Raw genomic sequence first — 17,026 nt, 5'->3', positions numbered from 1 at the left:
CCCGGACACCGTCGGCATCAACGGCTCCATCACGGCCCACACCTCGTCAGAGATCTCCTGTCGCGTCACCGCTCAAGACTCACCCACCGAGGAGCGAAACCTCTTGATCAACACGGCCTAGGCCGACCGCGAGCCGACAACCAGGCCGCGACAGCGGTGGCTGCTGCCGCCAAAGCGACACTTCGATCCGACCCGCTGTAGTACATTTGACCGATAATTGCGAAACGTTTGTTTGCCGATAATAGTAATTATGTCAGATTGAACTCGTACTATTTGCGAGATTCGCAATCACTGCAGGAGCGGGCATCACCCCGCCCTGGTATCCATAAAGATAGTCTGACCTGGTTTTCTCTCCTGTCGCCGTGCTTGCACGGCGTGCATCTCCGGTGCTGGAGATCCTTGAGCAGCCGTGGCGAGATGAGCACGTGAATGGTGAACGGCAGTCGGCCCGGGAGCTCGCCTGCCTATCGGCGTGCGCATCAGCCGTCGCGGCCACTGCGAGGGTCTGGCGTCGATGTCGTGCTCAGAATCGCCTCATCGTCTCAACCACAAATGCAACATAACTGATACATCTTGAGGAGCACTTTTCGAGAGCAAGGCGTGAGATGAGTAACGAAAGAAGCACGGACCAGTTCGTGCGCGACATGCTGCGAACGATCGGCTTCGACCGACCATGGGAGCAGAGTTGCAGCGACGCTCCGACGTACATCTACGATGCACTCGCAGGGGCATCGAAGGGCGTCGCCGGCGGACGCGGAAAGCCGGAGTTCGTCGTCGAGTCGGGCGATTTCATCGTCGTGATCGAGGACAAGGCAAGGTTCGAGGACTCGATGCTGCTGAACGCCGACGGCGACCTGGATGTCGACTATCCGGCCCGGACCACACATGCCCTCAACGGCGCCGTGCACTACGCCACCGTCTTCGCGGACAAGACGGGCAAGAAGGTCTTCGCGATCGGCGTTGCCGGTAGCGAAGGTCACCACGACGTAAACATCGCCTTCATCGCCCCCGGTTTGGCTCCCAAACTACTGGACCCGATCGACACATTCACGAGCCTCGCGCCCGACGCGATCGACGAATACCACCGCGTAGCAGTGCTCGGAGAACTCCCCCAGGAGGAGAAGGACGTCCGCGAGATCCGAAAGGTCGCGGCCTCCTTGCATGAGGGGATGCGCAACTACGCCTCTTTGGAGAACGAGCACAAGGCGACGCTCGTCTCTGCGATCCTGCTCGCGCTCAAGTACAGGCCGGAACTGCTCGATGACTTGACTGGCGATCAACGCAACGGCTATCGCGACGGCGAGAAGGTCTACAACGCTGCTAAGGAGTTCCTTGAGAGCCCCGAGGCGGACCTTGGTCCGAAGCAGAAGGTCGGTATCATGCTGGACCGTTTCAGCTTCATCCGCAGACACAATTTGCTGAACCAGCGCCACCGCGACCTCGGCAAGACGCCGCTCCGCAGTTTCGTGGAAGTGCTCGACGCGGAGGTCTTCAAGATCGTCTCCGACCCCTCGTACAGCGCGTTCGACGTGCTCGGAAACTTCTACGGAGAGTTCGTGAAGTACGGCGGCTCGGACGGCAACTCACTAGGCATCGTGCTCACGCCTCATCACGTCACGGATCTCATGGCCGAGCTGATCGATGTCAACTGCGACGATGTAGTGCTCGACCCCGCGGCGGGTAGCGCAGCGTTCCTCATTGCGTCAATGCGGCAGATGTTCGACGACGCCGTCGCCCGGCTGAAGGACAATCCGGCGGCGCTCGAGAAGAAGCTCGACGAGATCAAGAAGTATCAGCTCCACGGCGTTGAGCTCCAGGAGAAGCTCTTCGCCATCGGCACCACGAACATGATCCTGCGCGGCGACGGCAAGGCAAACTTCCAGCGCAACTCGTTCTTCGACGTGCAACGCGAGGGATTCTTTCCGCTCGACCCGGATCGGCCGGCCCGCTTGGAGAGCTTCACCAAGGTTTTGATCAACCCTCCGTACTCCCAGTCGAAGGACAAGACGACTCGGCACCTCTCGGAACTGTCGTTTATCCACCGCGCGCTGACGATGCTTGATGTGCGCGGGCGTCTCGCGGCAATCGTGCCTCAGTCGGCGATGGTCGGAAAGACTAAGGAAGACAAGGCGCTGAAGGCGCAGATCCTCAAGCATCACACGCTCGACGCGGTGCTCACGATGAACCCCGACACGTTCCACGGCATCGGAACCCACGTCGTGATCGCGCTGTTCACCGCAGGCGTACCCCACCCCGCGAGCAAGAAGACGGCGTTCGTCGACTTCAAGGACGACGGCTATAGGGTCCGCCAGCACGTCGGACTCGTGGACGATGGCCGCGCAGATGACCGCCGCGAGCATCTGCTCTCAGTGCTCAACGATGGCGTCCCCGAGGACACTCGCTTCGTGGTGCACTCGGAGGTCACCGCGACAGACGAGTGGCAGCACAGCTACTTCTATTTCAACGACCAGCCGCCGAGCTACGAGGACTTCTACAGAACCGTCGCGGACTACGTCACCTGGCAGGTCGACATGCACGCGCACGGGCTCGGCGAGCTCATCACGCCGGGCCCTGCGATTGTGGACGTGGAGGGGCCCGGAGCATGAGCGTCTACGACGATTTGAAGTTCGCGCCGGTGCTGATCATCGATGTGTTCGAGTCAATGAACTCTTCGCTGGCCTGGTACGACAAGTCCAAGCTCGATACCTCGGGAGAGCCGTCCTATCCCTTCGTGTCACGCACGCGCGCGAGCAACGGCATTGACGGCTTCTGCGCTCGCCAGGATAAGGCGCCTGAGCCAGGAAACGCGGTGACGATCGGCCTCGACACACAGACGATCGCCTACCAACCCGTCGACTTCTACACGAGCCAGAACATCCAGGTCCTGCGCCACGCGCGGCTGGAACACTACTCGGGCCTCATGCTGATCGCGCTGATCAAGGAGCAGATGGGCAAGTTCGGATGGGGAGGAAACGGAGCCACTCTCGGGCGCCTGGCAAAGACGCGGATCATGGTTCCCGTAGCATCCGTCACCGAGAGCGACGGGGAGCAAGTCGTCGACTGGGACGGGATGACCCGGCTTGGCAAGGAGCTCTTTGCCGAGGTCATCACACACACACATAGCGCTCGACAGACTGACGCGGCCCTTAACCACCTCCCGCACCTAAGGTTCGAGCCGATGTACGTCGTCGATGTCCCTGGTCGCCAAGAGGGGCTGTTCCGCGCCCACAAGGGAAAGCGCATCATCACTGCGCACCGCAAGCGCGGCACCATGCCGTTCGTCGCGGGGTCGCGCGTCAACAACAGCATTGTCGACTTCGCCGACCTCCCGGCGCTGTTCCCAGGCGGCTGGCTGACGCTGATCTACAACGGCGACGGCGGCACAGGCCATGCGAAGTACCAGCCGATGCCCTTCAGCGCCTCCGACGACGTGATCGTGCTGGAGCCGCTCGCCGACGAGGCGACGGAGGACGCGTTGCTGCTGATGGTGACGCTGCTGACTCATCAGTGCGTGCCGAAGTTCGGCTTCGGCTACAAGCTCACGCTGCACCGGCTCGGGCGGCAGAAGATCATGGTGCCGACCATGCTCGATGCGAGCGGCGCGCAGGTTGTCGACTGGGAGGGGATGTCCCGCTACGGGGCGGTGCTCCGTGCAAGGTCAGAACGGCCGCTCTCGCGCATCCTCGGGGAGGCAGCATGAGCAGGACGCTACGCCCCGCCGACGGACTCGGTAGCGAGATCCGCCGGGCCCGCAACCAGCAGGGCATGACCCAGACGGAGCTCGCAGTGAAGGCAGGAGTCTCCCGCCCCACAGTGGCCCGCGTCGAGCTAGGAACGCCCATCTCGACCACCACTCTCGCGAAAGTGGCCAAGGCGCTGCGCCTCAAAGTAGAGCTCAGACCGGATCGTCCTCGTGGCGCCAGCGCTTGAGTGCAGAGGCTCCATGGCAGTTAGGTCAGTGCTGAGGCTAACCGCGACGCCGAGGAGACCATACGGCGACAGCGTCGCTGTGACCGCGCTTTCCACCTCGGCTAGGGGTGGCTTCAGGGTCACGCTGTCCACAGTTTCGCTCAGCGGCTCACCGGAGAGGGCATTCCGGGCTAGCCTCTTTCGTCATGAGCGCGGAGAGCGGAGAGTCGGCCGTCGACGTCTTTGCGATCCCTCATTGCTCGAGCTGTCGGACCGTTCTCGTTGACGATCGGTTGGGGTTTCGGTGTCGTCGGTGCGAGGCCTTGTATTTACCTAACTACGAATGTCCGGCCTGGGGGTGAGGACGGTTTGGATGAGGTTGCGGCCGCGAGCGGTTGTAACCATGATCCAGACGTCCTCCAGGCTGGCATTGCCGGTCCTTATCGCCATGTGTGCCTCCGCAAGAGTTAGTGCCATCCCGTTCCTCGGCCCGTGGCGGAAGCTCACCGCCATGTGAAACTCATGGATCGCCCACCGCTGTCGTGAGAACTCCGAGAATCGGTGCGATTTCGGGTGCCGGACGACAGGGCGCTCCAGCACGACGTCAATCACTTCGCGGCTCGCCGGGCGAGAGATCATCGCGCGGGTTGAGCATCATGCAACCCTGGTGTGCGGACCATGCGCGGCGGAATGGGGCTCTTCGGACATGAGAAAGACACCGTTCTCGCCATCGGCCCCTGTAGCTGCCCACCCCATCGCGGCAATTGTGCTGAGAACCAGAGCGGCGATGTTCCCGCCGGTGGAGAACTTCGTGCTGCTCGCGCGGCGGCGGAGCTTTTCCGCTCTGGTCGGCTTGCGGCGGCTCGGGATAGTGACGTCGCCGGCGGCGTTTCTCGCTTCGGTCATGGTGCGCGGATCTCAGCCGGGGCTCTGTTCGACTTGAACGGCTCCGGCGATGCTGCCGCGCCCTCTTCGCCGTAGAGGCGGACATACCAGAACACGCCTTCTTGCGATGTGAGCTCGCGCATCATCGGGTCCAGAGTGTTGAGCCAGAACGCCGCCATTGCAGGGGCGGCATCGTGGCGGGCGGCCTCGAACGCGTACCAGAGCGCGGTCAGTCGTTCGACAGCCTCAAAGTTCTCGAACCAGTTCGGATCCCACCGAAACGGACCGGGCTTGCGCTGATAGTTGGGCAGGAGCCAGTCATCGACGAAGTCATACACCGATATGTAGAGCGGTTCCCGGGGCGGCTCGGCCGTGGTGTCGATCGCCGCGGCGTCGTCCAGGTCGTCGTCTTCGTAGGTCATCGGCGGGCCTCCTGTGCTGGCTGTGCGCGCCGTGCGGCGCGCTGCTCGTAGTAGGTCTGTGACGTCTTCACCGCGGCCGCGTAGGGCCGCTCGGAGACGTGCACGAGCTTGACCAGCGCCGCGGGGGTCTGTGTCGCGACCATGACCGCGCGGCCACCGGGAAGAGCGGTGAGGTCTGCGACGTCGAAGATCCGCTCACGCTGGATGGATGTGGTGATCGACGTCCCGCGGTACTGCGCGGAGCGGGACCGCTTGACCGTGTCGAAGTCACCGATGGCTTGCGAGACGAACGACAGGTACTTGTCCTCGGAGAGCCCGGAGCCGACAAAGCGGACGTTCGCGGCCGACCACAGCTTCCCCATGCCCGTCTCTCCGAACGCTTCCACGCCCTGCTGCCAGGACTGGAAGAACGTCGAGAGGACGATTCCGCGGGAACCGTAGTGCGAATACTTGTCGGGGAGCTCACGCCACCGGCAGACGTTCGCGGCCTCGTCGAGCACCCCGAGGAGCGGGGTTTGCAGGCGCCCTCCCGGCTGGAGGGAGCCGACACGTTCTGCCGCCTCGAGCACCGCCATTGTCAGGGCGGCGGTGATCGCACGCGCCGATCCCCCGCCCTCGGCGGAGATCAGGTAGAGGGTGTCGGTGGAAGTCACGAACCGGTACGGGTCGAAGTGAGGTCGGCCGTTGCCGGCGTCGGTGATCCACGGGAGCACCTTCGGGTTGCCGAGCAAACCGATCCAGGGGCGCAGCGTCCCGTAGACGCCGTCGCGTTGCTTGGACGTGAGGCCCTGAGTCTCCCCCAGCGCCTGCCCTTGGGCGAGCTGCCCGTGACGAATGAGGATCGCAGCCGGGTCGTCTACCTTCTCGTCGGGGTTGTTCGCCCACCGGAACACGTCCGTGATCGGCCGCTTGTCCAGCGCCGCGGCGAGGAACAGCCGCGCCAGCGTCTCCCGGCCGGCGCTGTTGAAGTAGGCGTCCTGGGAGGCGTTGGCGGATTCCGCGGCGGACTGGAACACCGCCGTCAGCTTTTCCGCCGTCTCCATGTCGACGACGAAGCTCAGCGGGTTCCACCACCAGTCGGATGCCTCCCCGATGATGCCCTGCACGTCGTGGACCCACACGACCCCACGGTCCGAGCGGGGCCCGCGGGTCATGTCGACGATGTCGCGCTTGTTCGAGGTGGCCAGAACGGGACCGTTGGACTCGAGGATCTGCGGGACGCACACGCACGAGGTCTTGCCCGCTCGAGGTCCCATGAGCCAGATCTGGACCCACTCGTAGGAGGCATACAGGTTGCGGCCGTTGCGGGGGTCGGCGCCGAGGGTGACGCCCGTGCCCGCCGCGGTCGCGCCGAGGCGGGCGGCATCCTGCCGCGCCGCCGGCTCGTAGAAGCGGGCGAGATCTCGCGGTTGCGCCATGTGGCGCGACTTGTAGTCGACCCGTGTCCGGGTGCGCGTGTGGCGGCGCCAGGCGACCACCAGCAGGCCGAGGAACGCGGCCGCGGCGGCGAACATCGCCGCGGTGAGTGCAACCTGTCCGCCCGTGGGGCGGATGCGGCCGGAGGCGAACGCTTGCGCGATCGTCAGCGGATTGGTCGTGCCGAGGCGCTGCACTTCCGGGTTCACCAGTGACCCGAGCCACAGTGCCACCGAGATCCCGCCGAGGGCGACGATCGCCACCAGGGCGATGATCCACCCCAGCTCAGCGGTGACCGGCTCGCCGCGGCGGTTCGCTTCACGACTCATAGGAGGTCCCCGCCCCGGCGCCGACGAGGGAGCCTTGCATCCCGCGCCAGGCGGTGTTGGTGTCGTTCACGGCGAGCTCGTCCGACACAAGCGTCACCTGGAACGGTGTGCCCGGTGCCTTGCCGATCTTGAGGAGGAACTTTCCACGCCCCGCCGGGGTGGCGGTGCGCCCCGTGTCGGGGTTGATCGTGGACTCTGCAGACCAGTCCTCGATCATGGTCTGCTCGGCGTTCGAGAGGGCGAACACGGTTCGGAGGTTGCCCATTTCGGCGGGCGCGAGCCCTCCGATGAACGTCATAGCCGACCGCTCCACGAACCCGGACGCGATGGAGGTCAGCTGCTCGGTTTCGAGCTTGAGGTCGTTCATCGTGTGCGTGATGAGGATTTGGCCGATACCGCGCTGACGGTTCAGACGGGTGAGCGCGTCGACGAAGTAGACCATTGTCGACGAGGCACGAAGCATCCGCCACAGCTCATCCATGACCAGGATGTAGTGCGTCGGCGGGACCAGGCCGGCATCAGCGAGGCCCTTCTGCACTTCCACGACCGCGGAACCGTAGCTCCACGTCACCGACTGCACCGCGGCCTGCAATTGCAGGTCGCTGTCGTCGATCGCGGACAGGTCGAACACGACCGGTCGGCCGACGTCGATGTGCGTAGTCGTGGGGTGCGCGAAGACGTCACCGAACGGGCCGGAGGATCCAAGCGCCGTCAGGTCGTCGAGGAGCATCCGCACGCGCTCGTCGTACTTGACGTCGTCGCCGTTGTCGCGGGTCAGCGCGCGCAGCCGATCGGGGCGGGAAGTGATGATCCCCACGAGATCGCGCAGAAGCGGCGCGGCCTCCCACTCGATCTCATCCAGAATGCGGATGGCTTCGACCAGGATCGACGATTCGTAGGCCTGCATCGCACCGTTGCGGGCGAGGCGCACCAGGCCGGAGATGTTCGCGACACGACGCTCGCGCAGGGAGTTGAGGATCTCGGCGCGCTTGCGCTCGTCGGGGATCTCCGCGACGCGTGCTGCGAGAGGACCGAAGTCGAGCGGGTTGATGTGCCCGAACCCGCGGGACACCTTCACGACCTGCCCGCCCTGAGCGGTGACCAGCGCGACGTAGTCCGGCTTGGTATCCGACAGCACCAGCGGAATGACGTTCCATGCGTCGTAGACGGTGAGGAGACGTCGGACGAGGGTCGATTTCCCGAGGCCGGGACGCCCGAGGATGAACGCGGACGGGTTGCTGATGATGCCGTTGAGGAACCAGTACATCGGGTCGGCGGTGACCTGCCCGGGTGAGCGCAGGTTCTTGCCGAGCGGAACGCCGACGACTGCCCCCTGATGGGAGATCCCGAACGGCCACAGGCCGCACACTTGCACCGTCGTTCCCTGAGCTTCGGGGAGCGGCTGGACGTAGTTGACGAAGCCCGCACCGCGGCCCGACCATCCCCGCCGGCCCGGGCGGGACGTCGATCGGGACCGAGACTCGGTCATCACGCTACGGAAACGCTCGACCGCCGATTCCGTGCGCGCCGCCTCCGCGCGGCGCTGCTCGCGGCTGAGGCGGGTCCGCAGGCGGCGGGCCTCCCTCTCCGACAACCGGAGTCCCGCCGCGGCCGCGGGCGGCTGTGCGCGTCGACGGGAGATCACCACGGCGATGATGCTCGCGACGGCCATCGCGACGACCACCGCGGGCGCGCCGATCGCGACCCAGAGCATGTAGTCGCTCACATCAGCTCCCGAACCTGGTCGGGGATGATCGTGTGCTCAGGGAGCACCACACCCAGAGGAAGAGCGGCCTGGAAGTACACCGCCTGGTTGCCCAGCGCCTCGCGGATGCGAAGACGTCCCTGAGCGGCCATGCTCGGAATCGCCTGGTCGAGCCGGGGAAGCTCGGACTCATCCGCGCAGGAGACGGTGACGATCATTCCGAACCGCACCAGGCCCGCGCCCAGCGCCTCCTCCTCCGCCGTGCGGACCGCTTGCGCGTAGCGCTGCTGCTGTCGAGCTGTCGGCCGGTTGCGCTGGGATGCCGCCGCATAGGAGTTGTTCACCGCGCCCTCGACGACGTCCGCCGCCTGACCGGCCGGGATCGGCCGGTAGAGGAGCGTCACGCGCTTACGAAGAACGCCCGGCGACGGGTCGAGCAACGAGCGCAGCGCGGAGGCGTAGAACACCCCTCGCGGTGCTTCATGCATCGTCCAGGACTTCGACACCGCGCGGTCGTGGAAGTACCGATCGAGCTTCCGGTCGTCGGCATACACCGGGCCGGCATCGTGCCACGTCAGGCCGGTACCGCCGTCCGCGCGGGCACGTTCGATCTGGTTCGCGACCGTGGGGTCGTAGGCGGTGCGCGTGAAGTCGACAATGTCCTGAGCGGTGCACGCACGCACAGACGTTCCCGCACCGGTTTGGTGCAGTCCCGAGATCAGCGTGGGCAGACGCGTGGAGATCTCGTCGACCATCGCCTCCAGGCCCTTGTCGGTGCCGTCCTTATCGAACCCGCGGCCGCTGAATGTGATGGCGACGCGTGTGGTGACGGTCGGAGATCCCGCGCTGACCTGGTTGGGAAGTGCCCGGGCGACGGCTCGAGAGAACTCCGAGCCCTTCGGGGACATGTTCGCGTTCACCATCTGCTCGAGCCGGAACCCACTGTCGGGGGCCGACTCGACGGTGACGGATGCGCCGACGATCGCCACATCGCGGGTCAGGGTGGCAAGCCACCCGCCCCAGTGGGCGACCATCGAGTCCACCCGATCCTGGTCGACCAGCGCGTCCCCATCGGGGTAGCACTCCAGAACCACCGTGTAGTGCTTGCTCGAGCGCAAACGGATCAGCCCGAACGGCTGCCCGAACGCGTCACGGTGCTCGGACAGCTCGCTTTGCGCGAGGAGCCCCGGGACACGGATCTTGCCATCCGGAGTGGTGCCCGCGGGGCCTGCCATGTACACCGCGCGACCCGACGACACCTTCTGAGCGTTCGCGACGTGCAGCATTGCCCGCTCATACACGTTCCGACCGTCGCGGGGTGAGCGGATCGACGTCGCCACGATCGCGCCGACGCCCACGACGGCGACGATCAGTGCCGCGAGATACGCCTGGCGGATCATCAGGAGGATGCACAACAGCACCACCGGGATACCCGCGAGGCTCGCACCCATCGACAGCGCGCCCAGGCCCGTCCGTCCCGGGCGGCTGAGGTTGCCGTAGGTGACCTGCTCGGTAACGTTCGTCATCACTTCTCGCCTTCTACGGCCGAGTCCACAGACTCGGCGCCTCTCGCCGCGCTACCGAACGCGTTCGCGGTGCTGCCCACGAGCTCCGAACGCGACCCGGACGGGCCCCGTGTCGCCGCGGGCGTCGCTTCCGCCCCAGCAGGCGTTGACGCACCCGTGCCCGAAGACGCGGTGCCACCCGAACCGCCACCGTTGCCGACAGCCTGAGAGCCACCCCGACCGCCGGACCCGGCGCCGGTGGACCCTCCGCCCGCGGCGGATCCCGTTGTGCCCCCGGTGGCCGCGCCGGCTCCCGCTCCCCCGCCCGCGGCGGAGGATGCGCCCACAGCGGAGGACAGAGCGCCAGCGCCTGCGTTGGCCGCTCCCCCGGTGGCCGCGGCGCCCGTTGCCGCAGCGCTCGCACCCCCGGTCGCGACCATTCCGCCGACCGACACGACAGCGGCGCCGGTGGCGAGGCCAAGGCCCGCCGCGCCCGCACCCGAGAACATATTCGAGGTGCCGGTGGCCGCGACGGGAACGAGGAACTTGATCAGTACCGGCAGGCACAGCGCGCCGAGAATCAGGATCAGAGCGCCCGTCATGACGCCGAGGAACCCTGAGACAGCATCGGTGCCGGACGTGCCAAACGAGGGGGTCTGCACCATCCAGATACCCACGGCGAAGATCGTCGCCGCGACAGGCTTGTAGAGCAGCAGGGCGATGAGGAAGCCATTCGCCTTCTTCCACGCCTGATTGCCGATCTCGGTTCCGCTGCCCGCGGCGAGGATCGGCAGGAACACCGCGAGGAGCGCGATCATCGCGGTCCGGAGAATCATGAACAGTGCGTTCGCGACGACCGAAAGGAACACCAGCAGCGCCAGCAAGACCGCCGGTCCCGGGCCGAGCGCCATGATCGCCGTCCCGGAGATCAGCGCGGCCATCCCATCGGTGGTATTGCCCTGTGCCCGCTCGAGAATCCAGGGTGCGAAGGCGTCACCAGCCTGGAGCGCAAGGGTGATGCCGACCGCATAAGCGCTGGACGCGAGGATGAGGTTCAGGATCATCTTGGCGGTGCCGATCCCCGACCGAATCTCGTTCGACACGAGAACGCGGATCAGCCCGAACAAAAAACCCAGCACGGCGAAGAACATCACGTACCAACGAAGGTCCTCCTGGACCTGCATTAGCGCCGATGCCTGGAGGTCGATCGACGGCAGGCTCATCCACCACTTGTTGAGCTCCGCCGCAATGTCAATCGAGACGTCGACCAGGGACTGCGCAAACTCAGCGATAGCGGAGTTCGCGAGATCCCCGACCCAGCCAGAAACGACGTCGCCCGCCTGGCAGGCAAAGTCCAGTGGCAGGCAACCAGCGTCAGCCATTGGCAACCGCCGCCCACGGGGTGAAGGTCGTCACCGATTCCGCGACGGTGGGGGCAACCTCGGATGCCCCGAAGTCACCGATCCAGGTCTGTCGATCCTCATCCCATACCATGCCGAGAGTCAGATACGCGTCGAGGTCATCCTGTGTGAAGAGGAGACGGATTGATACGGCGTCAGGCTCGACGCTCATGTACTGGAATCCGGAGATCTGCGCGACCCGTCCGGCGGTCTGGCCGGAAGGCCGCTCGCGCGCTGTCGCCAGCCAAGCGTCGAGAGCCGCGTTGTCGACGGCGGCTTGTGGGACGCCCGTCTCAAAGTCATCACCGGCCGTTACGCGGAAGAAGTTCGCGGCAGCGAAGAGTGCCCCGGTGGGGCTCTGCGCGAAGCATCCCCACTCCGAGCCTGCCGGGTCCGGGATGGGGCCGTAGGTGGACGACGTCGGGTACAGGAAGTACCCGAACGTCTCCCATTCCGCCGCCGGCCCGGCGACGGGGATGGACTGGTCGGTGGCGTCGACGTTGCAGACGTCGGCGGTCGGGTCCGTTGTCGGTTGCGGTGCGGAGGTCGCCGGCGCGGTCGGCGCTGTCGTTTCGTCACCGGGCTCGGCGGCGGGCGGCGCGATCGCCGTTACTCCGAAGATGACCGCGGCGATGACGACCAGGAGGAGAAGTCCCCCGGACAGAGCCCACCAGATGTTGAAGGGGTTCCGTCCCGAGGGCGGGGGTGACGCGTCCGTCATGGGGTTACCTCTCAGATGAAGATCTGCATGATGCCGCCGACGCCGGCCGCGAGGATGCAGGCGATGATCGCGAGCACCAGGCCCTTGAAACCGTTGATCTCACGGCCGGTCCAGGCGGCGAAGGCGAGGTATCCCGCGGAGATGAGGAAGCCGGCGATGCCGCCGACCATCACGATCCAGCTGATCCAGTTGAGGATCGTCACCACACCCTCGGTCCCGGGCGGCTGCTCGGGCGAGGGGTTGGGGAGAGCGGGGACGATCGACCACAGGGCGGACACGATGGGGTTCATTTGGTGGCTCCATTCGATGGGGAGATAGAGGCTTCAATCGCCGCGAGAGTGCGGCGCAGCCGAGTCGAGAAGGTCTGAGGCGTGGGCGGTTCGATCCGCCAGGTGTCCTGCCACGGCAGATGCCAGGCAGACGGCGTGAGCTGTGCGAGGCGTCGCACAGCTCGTTGCTGGTCTTGAAGAAGACGCGGGCCGTCGTCGATCACGACAAGCCCGACGAGGCGTGAGGGTGCGAGAGAGCCCGCCGCCCACGCGCGGGCGAACTTGTCCGCGGCCTCGATGCCACGGTGATGGGTGCGGGTGACGACCACGACGGGGATATCCGGCAAGGGGCGTTCCCACCCGACGTACTGCGGCCACCGGCACGACGTGTCGAGAGTCCCCTCCCCCAGCAGGCCCGCCACCGTCGACGCCCCTGCGCCACCGTGGAGGCCCATGATTGCGACGCGCGGGGCGTCGGTGAGCTCGAGGTGCGGGATCGTCTCGACCGCGCTCAGCGGGACCAGGCCGGGGGTGGGTGCAGGTAGACCAGTTATCGTCACTTGGTCGCGCCAGAGCGGATCGGCGCCCATCGCGGCGTCGATGGGCGCAGGCGCGGCAGTTGAAGGGGTCCACGGACTCCCCTTCGTCTCCCCTCGACTCGCAGATCGTTTCTGCACCTTGACTCCTCCTAACCGGCCCACCTTGCTTTTCCTCCTAATGACCGCCAGAGCGATCGTTCATGTCACCGAACCATCCAATTCCCTAAACAGATTAGTTCAAATACACTCTTTAGCGGAAGTGCACGACAAGCAGAGGCAGACACATCGCGACATGCATGGACCTACTCGAAGGTCCCGTCATCGGATGAGTAGGCCAGAGCGAAGGAGATACCGCTGATGCGGAACTGGTGGAAGGTCGCGATCGTTCTCGTCGCCGTCGTGCCTGTGGTGGGGTGTGGAGCCGTAAGCCCGCAATCTCCCACCCCGACTCCTTCAGTAACGAACACTCCGACCTATATCGACACCCCCGAAGCGGATGATCTCGAAGAAACCGCTACCCTGGCCGACTCGGCGCTGAGAGCATACCTAAACCGCCTGGAGACGCCGGATCGGTGGATCGACGCACTCTCGCCGTATCTCGGGCGTGACGCCCTCTACGCGTACTCCACCGTCGACCCCATGCGGGTTCCGGAGGCCGAGATCAAGGGTTCCCCCGTTCTCGTGCAGGGGAACGCAACGGCCGTCGCGTACCTGATCCCCACCACTATCGGGCAGTGGCGTGTCCAGCTCGTGCGTGAGGGCGAAGCGGGATCCTCCCGATGGGTCGTCGACCGCTTCGTGCAGCCGGAGGGGGCACAGTGAAGTGGCTAGCCGGCGCCGTAGCGGTCCTGGTCACGATCCCGCTCCTGGTTCTTCTGTTCTTCTCCCCCGCCAACGCGTGCGGTCCGAGCGCGCTCGTCCCGCGCGTGGCCGAAGGGCAGACCGTTGGACGGTGGGACGCTGAACAGCTCACCAACGCCGCGGCGATCATCCAAGCGGCAGGCGACCTCGAGCTGGACGCACACGCCGCGGTCATCGGTGTGATGACCGCGATGGGTGAATCGTCGTTGCGGAACATCGACTACGGCGACAACGCGATCAACCCGGACGGCAGCGTGGCCGACTCGATCGGTTTGTTCCAGCAGCAAGGCAGCTGGGGCACCGTCGCGGAGCGTATGGACCCGGCGACATCGGCGCGGTTGTTCTTCGATCGTCTCGCCGTGCTGGATGGCTGGGCCGGAATGGTGCCCACGCTGGCGGCTAACGCCGTCCAGCGCAACAGCGACCCGTACCACTACGACCCGTACCACGCCGAGGCGGTCGAGGTTGTCGAAGCCCTGACGGGTGCGACTCTCGATCTCGTCCCCGGTGCCTCGGGAGCGTGCGCCGCGGCAGGAGACGGCAGCTTCTCCCCCGCGACCGGCGCAGCCCCCGGCCCATGGGGCGGATTCAGCAACGGGAAGATCCCGGAGAGCGCGCTGCAGCCGCTTCCGTGGAACCCGGACCGGACACTTCGTGCCGACGCGGCGCAGGCGCTCATCGCGCTCAACAACGCCTTCCGGGCAGAGTTCGGCTACGACCTCCCCCTCAACGACGCGTACCGCAGCTACGAGAACCAGGTCCGCGCACGAGAGTTCTGGTGTTCCCTCGGCAGCTGTCGGAACGCCGCTGAACCGGGCACAAGCAACCACGGGTGGGGAATGGCGATCGACGTCGCCAACCGCCAGTCGTTCACGATCTCCGAGGGAAGCCCGATCTTCGTCTGGCTGACGGCGAATGCCGGCCGGTACGGATGGGTCCACCCCGATTGGGCGAAGCCCGGCGGCACGGGCCCGCGCGAGGCATGGCACTGGGAATACTACGGATTGGCGGTAGCCGCATGACCACGATCGACCCCACCACCGTCCCTCCGTTCCCGATCTACACGCTGGAGCTCGACGCACGCGGACGGCTCCAGCTCAACGGGTTCACCATCCCCGTCAGCGTCGGAGAAGACCCCATCCGGGCAGGCCACCAGGCGATTGCCGAGCGGGCGCGCAATGAAGGTTTGCGTGCGGTCCGCGTGCGGGCCGTCGCCGGCGACGTCGTCACCGCGCTCGTCGTCACCGACGACGGCGCGGTCCACTCCCTCGGGCAGATCGACGCGGAGGCTAGCCCTCGCCATCGTCCGCGGTGGGTAATCGGGGCCGTCGCCGGCCTCGCCGTCGTCGCGCTCGGGTCGGTCGGGTTCGCCGTCGCCGCCGGGGCAGGCGCGTTCGATCCGCCTCGGCCCACGGCAGCGCCCGTGTACACGCCCCCCGGGCAGGGCGCACGCCTGCCGGTCTTCCCCCCTCCCGGGTTCTCCCCCGATGCCAGCTGGTCCCTACCTGTCCGAAGCGGCAGCACCCCCATTGCTGTCAACGATTCGGAGGCCGCACTGATCCTCGACGACGGCACCCTCTCGGTCCGATCGCTGTCCGACGCCCGCGAGCAGTGGCGCTCGATCAGCGGCACGTCAGGGACCCGCGTGGAGCTCGCGCAGATCGCAGGCACACGCGTACTCGTCAGCGCCGCCGGCGCTGGACTGACCGCCTGGAACCTCGACAGCGACCAAGGCGCGTCACAGGCGTACTCGTTCCCCACGGGCGGGAAGCTCAGCGTCGACGGGTCGGCGCCGCTGATGACCCTCCCGAACCAGACCGCAGGGATTGTCACGTCCGAGGGGGCGCGTACCGTCGATATCCCCGCCACCAGCACCGCCGTTCTCGCGCGCGAGGACAGCGTCATCGCCGCCAACGGCGAGGTGTGGTGGGAAGTGTCGGCCGACAACCGACTGTCGTCCAACCTCATGCCCGTCCCGGACGGCGCCGACGGACAGCCGCGCACGATCCGAGGCGTCGACGACCAGCACATCGTCGTGGTGTGGCCAACCGGCGGGAGAGCGATCATCTCCCTGGTGGATCTGGAGCGCAACGAGATCATCGCCACCGCGGCCGCGTCGACGGCGAGCATTGGGACAAACGCGACCCTTTTGCGCTCTGTCGACGGCGACACCGCCGTCCTCGGAAGCGTCTTCATCGATCACGGCGACAACCCCGCCGTGATCCCGCTCGATCGAATGATTCCCACCGCCGTCGACGGCGACACCGTCTACGGCACCAGCAGCGGCGTCCCCGTGCTCGCCACCCGGGACGCCGACTTCAACGCTGAACCGTTCACCGACCAGACCGCCGGCGACCGCGAGCCCGTCGTCGTCGCCACCGGCGACGTCGTCCTCGTCGTCGCAGACAAGCTCCGCGACCACAACGTGTACGCCACACAGAGGGAGATCCGATGACCACCACCGTTCACCTTCGGTCCGACGCGACATGCACCATCAACATCGACGGTGCGCAGCTGCACCGCCACGGTGACGACGTCCCCACCCTCCGCGGAGACGTGGGCGACGTGCTCCTCCAGCACGCGGCGACCAAGGACGAACCTGTCCGGGTCGTCGTCTATGACGTCGACCGACAGTTCACCCTCCGCGTGCACAACGACCGCGAACGGATCGAGGTCGTCCACATGCAGCCGTACCAACCCAGCGAGAGCGCGGCGGTGCACACCACGGCATCCCTCCTCGCCGGCAGCGGCGACAGCTACGCCGTAGGCGGGGGAATCGTCATCGGCCGACGCCCCCAGTCCATGACCAGCCCGGACGCCACGATCGACAACCTCCTTCCCGTCGACGACCCGACGGTCTCCCGATCCCACCTGGTGCTGCACTGGCATCACGGGGTGCTGTACTGCACCGATCTCGGATCGACGTCGGGCACGACGGTCCATCGAGGGGGCGCCGACATGCCCGCCACCGGATCACCAGTGCCCCTGAAGGACGGCGACCGCCTCACTCTCGGAGAGAGCACGTCCTTTACGCTCCGCATCACCTGACGCCACACACAGGAAGA

The 17,026-nt window shown here is 66.2% G+C and carries 15 protein-coding genes; 7 read left to right on the top strand and 8 right to left on the bottom strand.

What is annotated here, in order from left to right:
- Nucleotides 1–644 precede the first annotated feature (644 nt).
- The 3 genes from KZC50_RS15590 to KZC50_RS15580 are packed head-to-tail and all read left to right on the top strand — an operon-like array spanning nt 645 to nt 3,930.
- Nucleotides 645–2,606 (top strand): HsdM family class I SAM-dependent methyltransferase, encoded by a 1,962-nt coding sequence (locus tag KZC50_RS15590; RefSeq protein ID WP_310892283.1) that lies wholly within the window; start codon nt 645–647, stop codon nt 2,604–2,606.
- Nucleotides 2,603–3,700, top strand: coding sequence for a restriction endonuclease subunit S (locus KZC50_RS15585; protein ID WP_310892282.1), 1,098 nt, complete (start codon nt 2,603–2,605; stop codon nt 3,698–3,700). Before KZC50_RS15590 ends, KZC50_RS15585 begins: the two co-directional genes overlap by 4 nt.
- Entirely contained in the window at nt 3,697–3,930 is a 234-nt protein-coding gene (locus KZC50_RS15580) for a helix-turn-helix transcriptional regulator (RefSeq protein WP_310892281.1), read from the top strand. Before KZC50_RS15585 ends, KZC50_RS15580 begins: the two co-directional genes overlap by 4 nt.
- An 881-nt stretch (nt 3,931–4,811) precedes the next feature.
- Here KZC50_RS15580 and KZC50_RS15575 read toward each other — a convergent pair.
- Genes KZC50_RS15575 through KZC50_RS15540 form a run of 8 tightly spaced genes read right to left on the bottom strand, consistent with a single transcriptional unit; the run spans nt 4,812 to nt 13,151 of the window.
- Nucleotides 4,812–5,216: a DUF4913 domain-containing protein gene (locus KZC50_RS15575; protein ID WP_310892280.1), complete on the bottom strand. Its 405-nt coding sequence runs from the start codon at nt 5,214–5,216 to the stop codon at nt 4,812–4,814.
- Nucleotides 5,213–6,961: a type IV secretory system conjugative DNA transfer family protein gene (locus tag KZC50_RS15570; RefSeq protein WP_310892279.1), complete on the bottom strand. Its 1,749-nt coding sequence runs from the start codon at nt 6,959–6,961 to the stop codon at nt 5,213–5,215. The genes KZC50_RS15575 and KZC50_RS15570 overlap by 4 nt, the downstream gene beginning before the upstream one ends.
- On the bottom strand, nt 6,951–8,687 hold the full coding sequence (locus tag KZC50_RS15565; RefSeq protein ID WP_310892278.1) for a hypothetical protein: 1,737 nt from the start codon (nt 8,685–8,687) through the stop codon (nt 6,951–6,953). Before KZC50_RS15565 ends, KZC50_RS15570 begins: the two co-directional genes overlap by 11 nt.
- Entirely contained in the window at nt 8,684–10,192 is a 1,509-nt protein-coding gene (locus KZC50_RS15560) for an SCO6880 family protein (protein ID WP_310892277.1), read from the bottom strand. The genes KZC50_RS15565 and KZC50_RS15560 overlap by 4 nt, the downstream gene beginning before the upstream one ends.
- Nucleotides 10,192–11,553, bottom strand: coding sequence for a TrbL/VirB6 family protein (locus KZC50_RS15555; protein WP_310892276.1), 1,362 nt, complete (start codon nt 11,551–11,553; stop codon nt 10,192–10,194). The genes KZC50_RS15560 and KZC50_RS15555 overlap by 1 nt, the downstream gene beginning before the upstream one ends.
- Nucleotides 11,546–12,292 carry a DUF8175 domain-containg protein gene (locus tag KZC50_RS15550; protein WP_310892275.1) on the bottom strand — a complete coding sequence of 249 codons (747 nt, stop codon included), beginning with the start codon at nt 12,290–12,292 and terminating at the stop codon, nt 11,546–11,548. The genes KZC50_RS15555 and KZC50_RS15550 overlap by 8 nt, the downstream gene beginning before the upstream one ends.
- An 11-nt stretch (nt 12,293–12,303) precedes the next feature.
- Nucleotides 12,304–12,582, bottom strand: a complete 279-nt coding sequence (locus KZC50_RS15545) for a hypothetical protein (RefSeq protein WP_310892274.1) — start codon at nt 12,580–12,582, stop codon at nt 12,304–12,306.
- A complete protein-coding gene (locus KZC50_RS15540) occupies nt 12,579–13,151 on the bottom strand; it encodes a DUF6668 family protein (RefSeq protein WP_310892273.1) in 573 nt (190 codons plus the stop codon). The genes KZC50_RS15545 and KZC50_RS15540 overlap by 4 nt, the downstream gene beginning before the upstream one ends.
- A gap of 306 nt (nt 13,152–13,457) precedes the next feature.
- Between KZC50_RS15540 and KZC50_RS15535 the strand changes: the two genes are divergently transcribed.
- The 4 genes from KZC50_RS15535 to KZC50_RS15520 are packed head-to-tail and all read left to right on the top strand — an operon-like array spanning nt 13,458 to nt 17,009.
- Nucleotides 13,458–13,922 carry a hypothetical protein gene (locus KZC50_RS15535; RefSeq protein WP_310892272.1) on the top strand — a complete coding sequence of 155 codons (465 nt, stop codon included), beginning with the start codon at nt 13,458–13,460 and terminating at the stop codon, nt 13,920–13,922.
- Nucleotides 13,919–14,983 carry a M15 family metallopeptidase gene (locus KZC50_RS15530; RefSeq protein WP_310892271.1) on the top strand — a complete coding sequence of 355 codons (1,065 nt, stop codon included), beginning with the start codon at nt 13,919–13,921 and terminating at the stop codon, nt 14,981–14,983. The genes KZC50_RS15535 and KZC50_RS15530 overlap by 4 nt, the downstream gene beginning before the upstream one ends.
- Nucleotides 14,980–16,416, top strand: coding sequence for a hypothetical protein (locus tag KZC50_RS15525; protein WP_310892270.1), 1,437 nt, complete (start codon nt 14,980–14,982; stop codon nt 16,414–16,416). The genes KZC50_RS15530 and KZC50_RS15525 overlap by 4 nt, the downstream gene beginning before the upstream one ends.
- Nucleotides 16,413–17,009 carry an FHA domain-containing protein gene (locus KZC50_RS15520; RefSeq protein ID WP_310892269.1) on the top strand — a complete coding sequence of 199 codons (597 nt, stop codon included), beginning with the start codon at nt 16,413–16,415 and terminating at the stop codon, nt 17,007–17,009. Before KZC50_RS15525 ends, KZC50_RS15520 begins: the two co-directional genes overlap by 4 nt.
- The last annotated feature ends 17 nt before the right edge of the window (nt 17,010–17,026 follow it).

The organism is Microbacterium aurantiacum (assembly GCF_031625015.1).
Classification (GTDB): Bacteria; Actinomycetota; Actinomycetes; order Actinomycetales; family Microbacteriaceae; genus Microbacterium; species Microbacterium aurantiacum.
The sequence above is the reverse complement of the archived record's forward strand: the minus strand, read 5'-3'. Positions and strand labels throughout refer to the sequence as shown.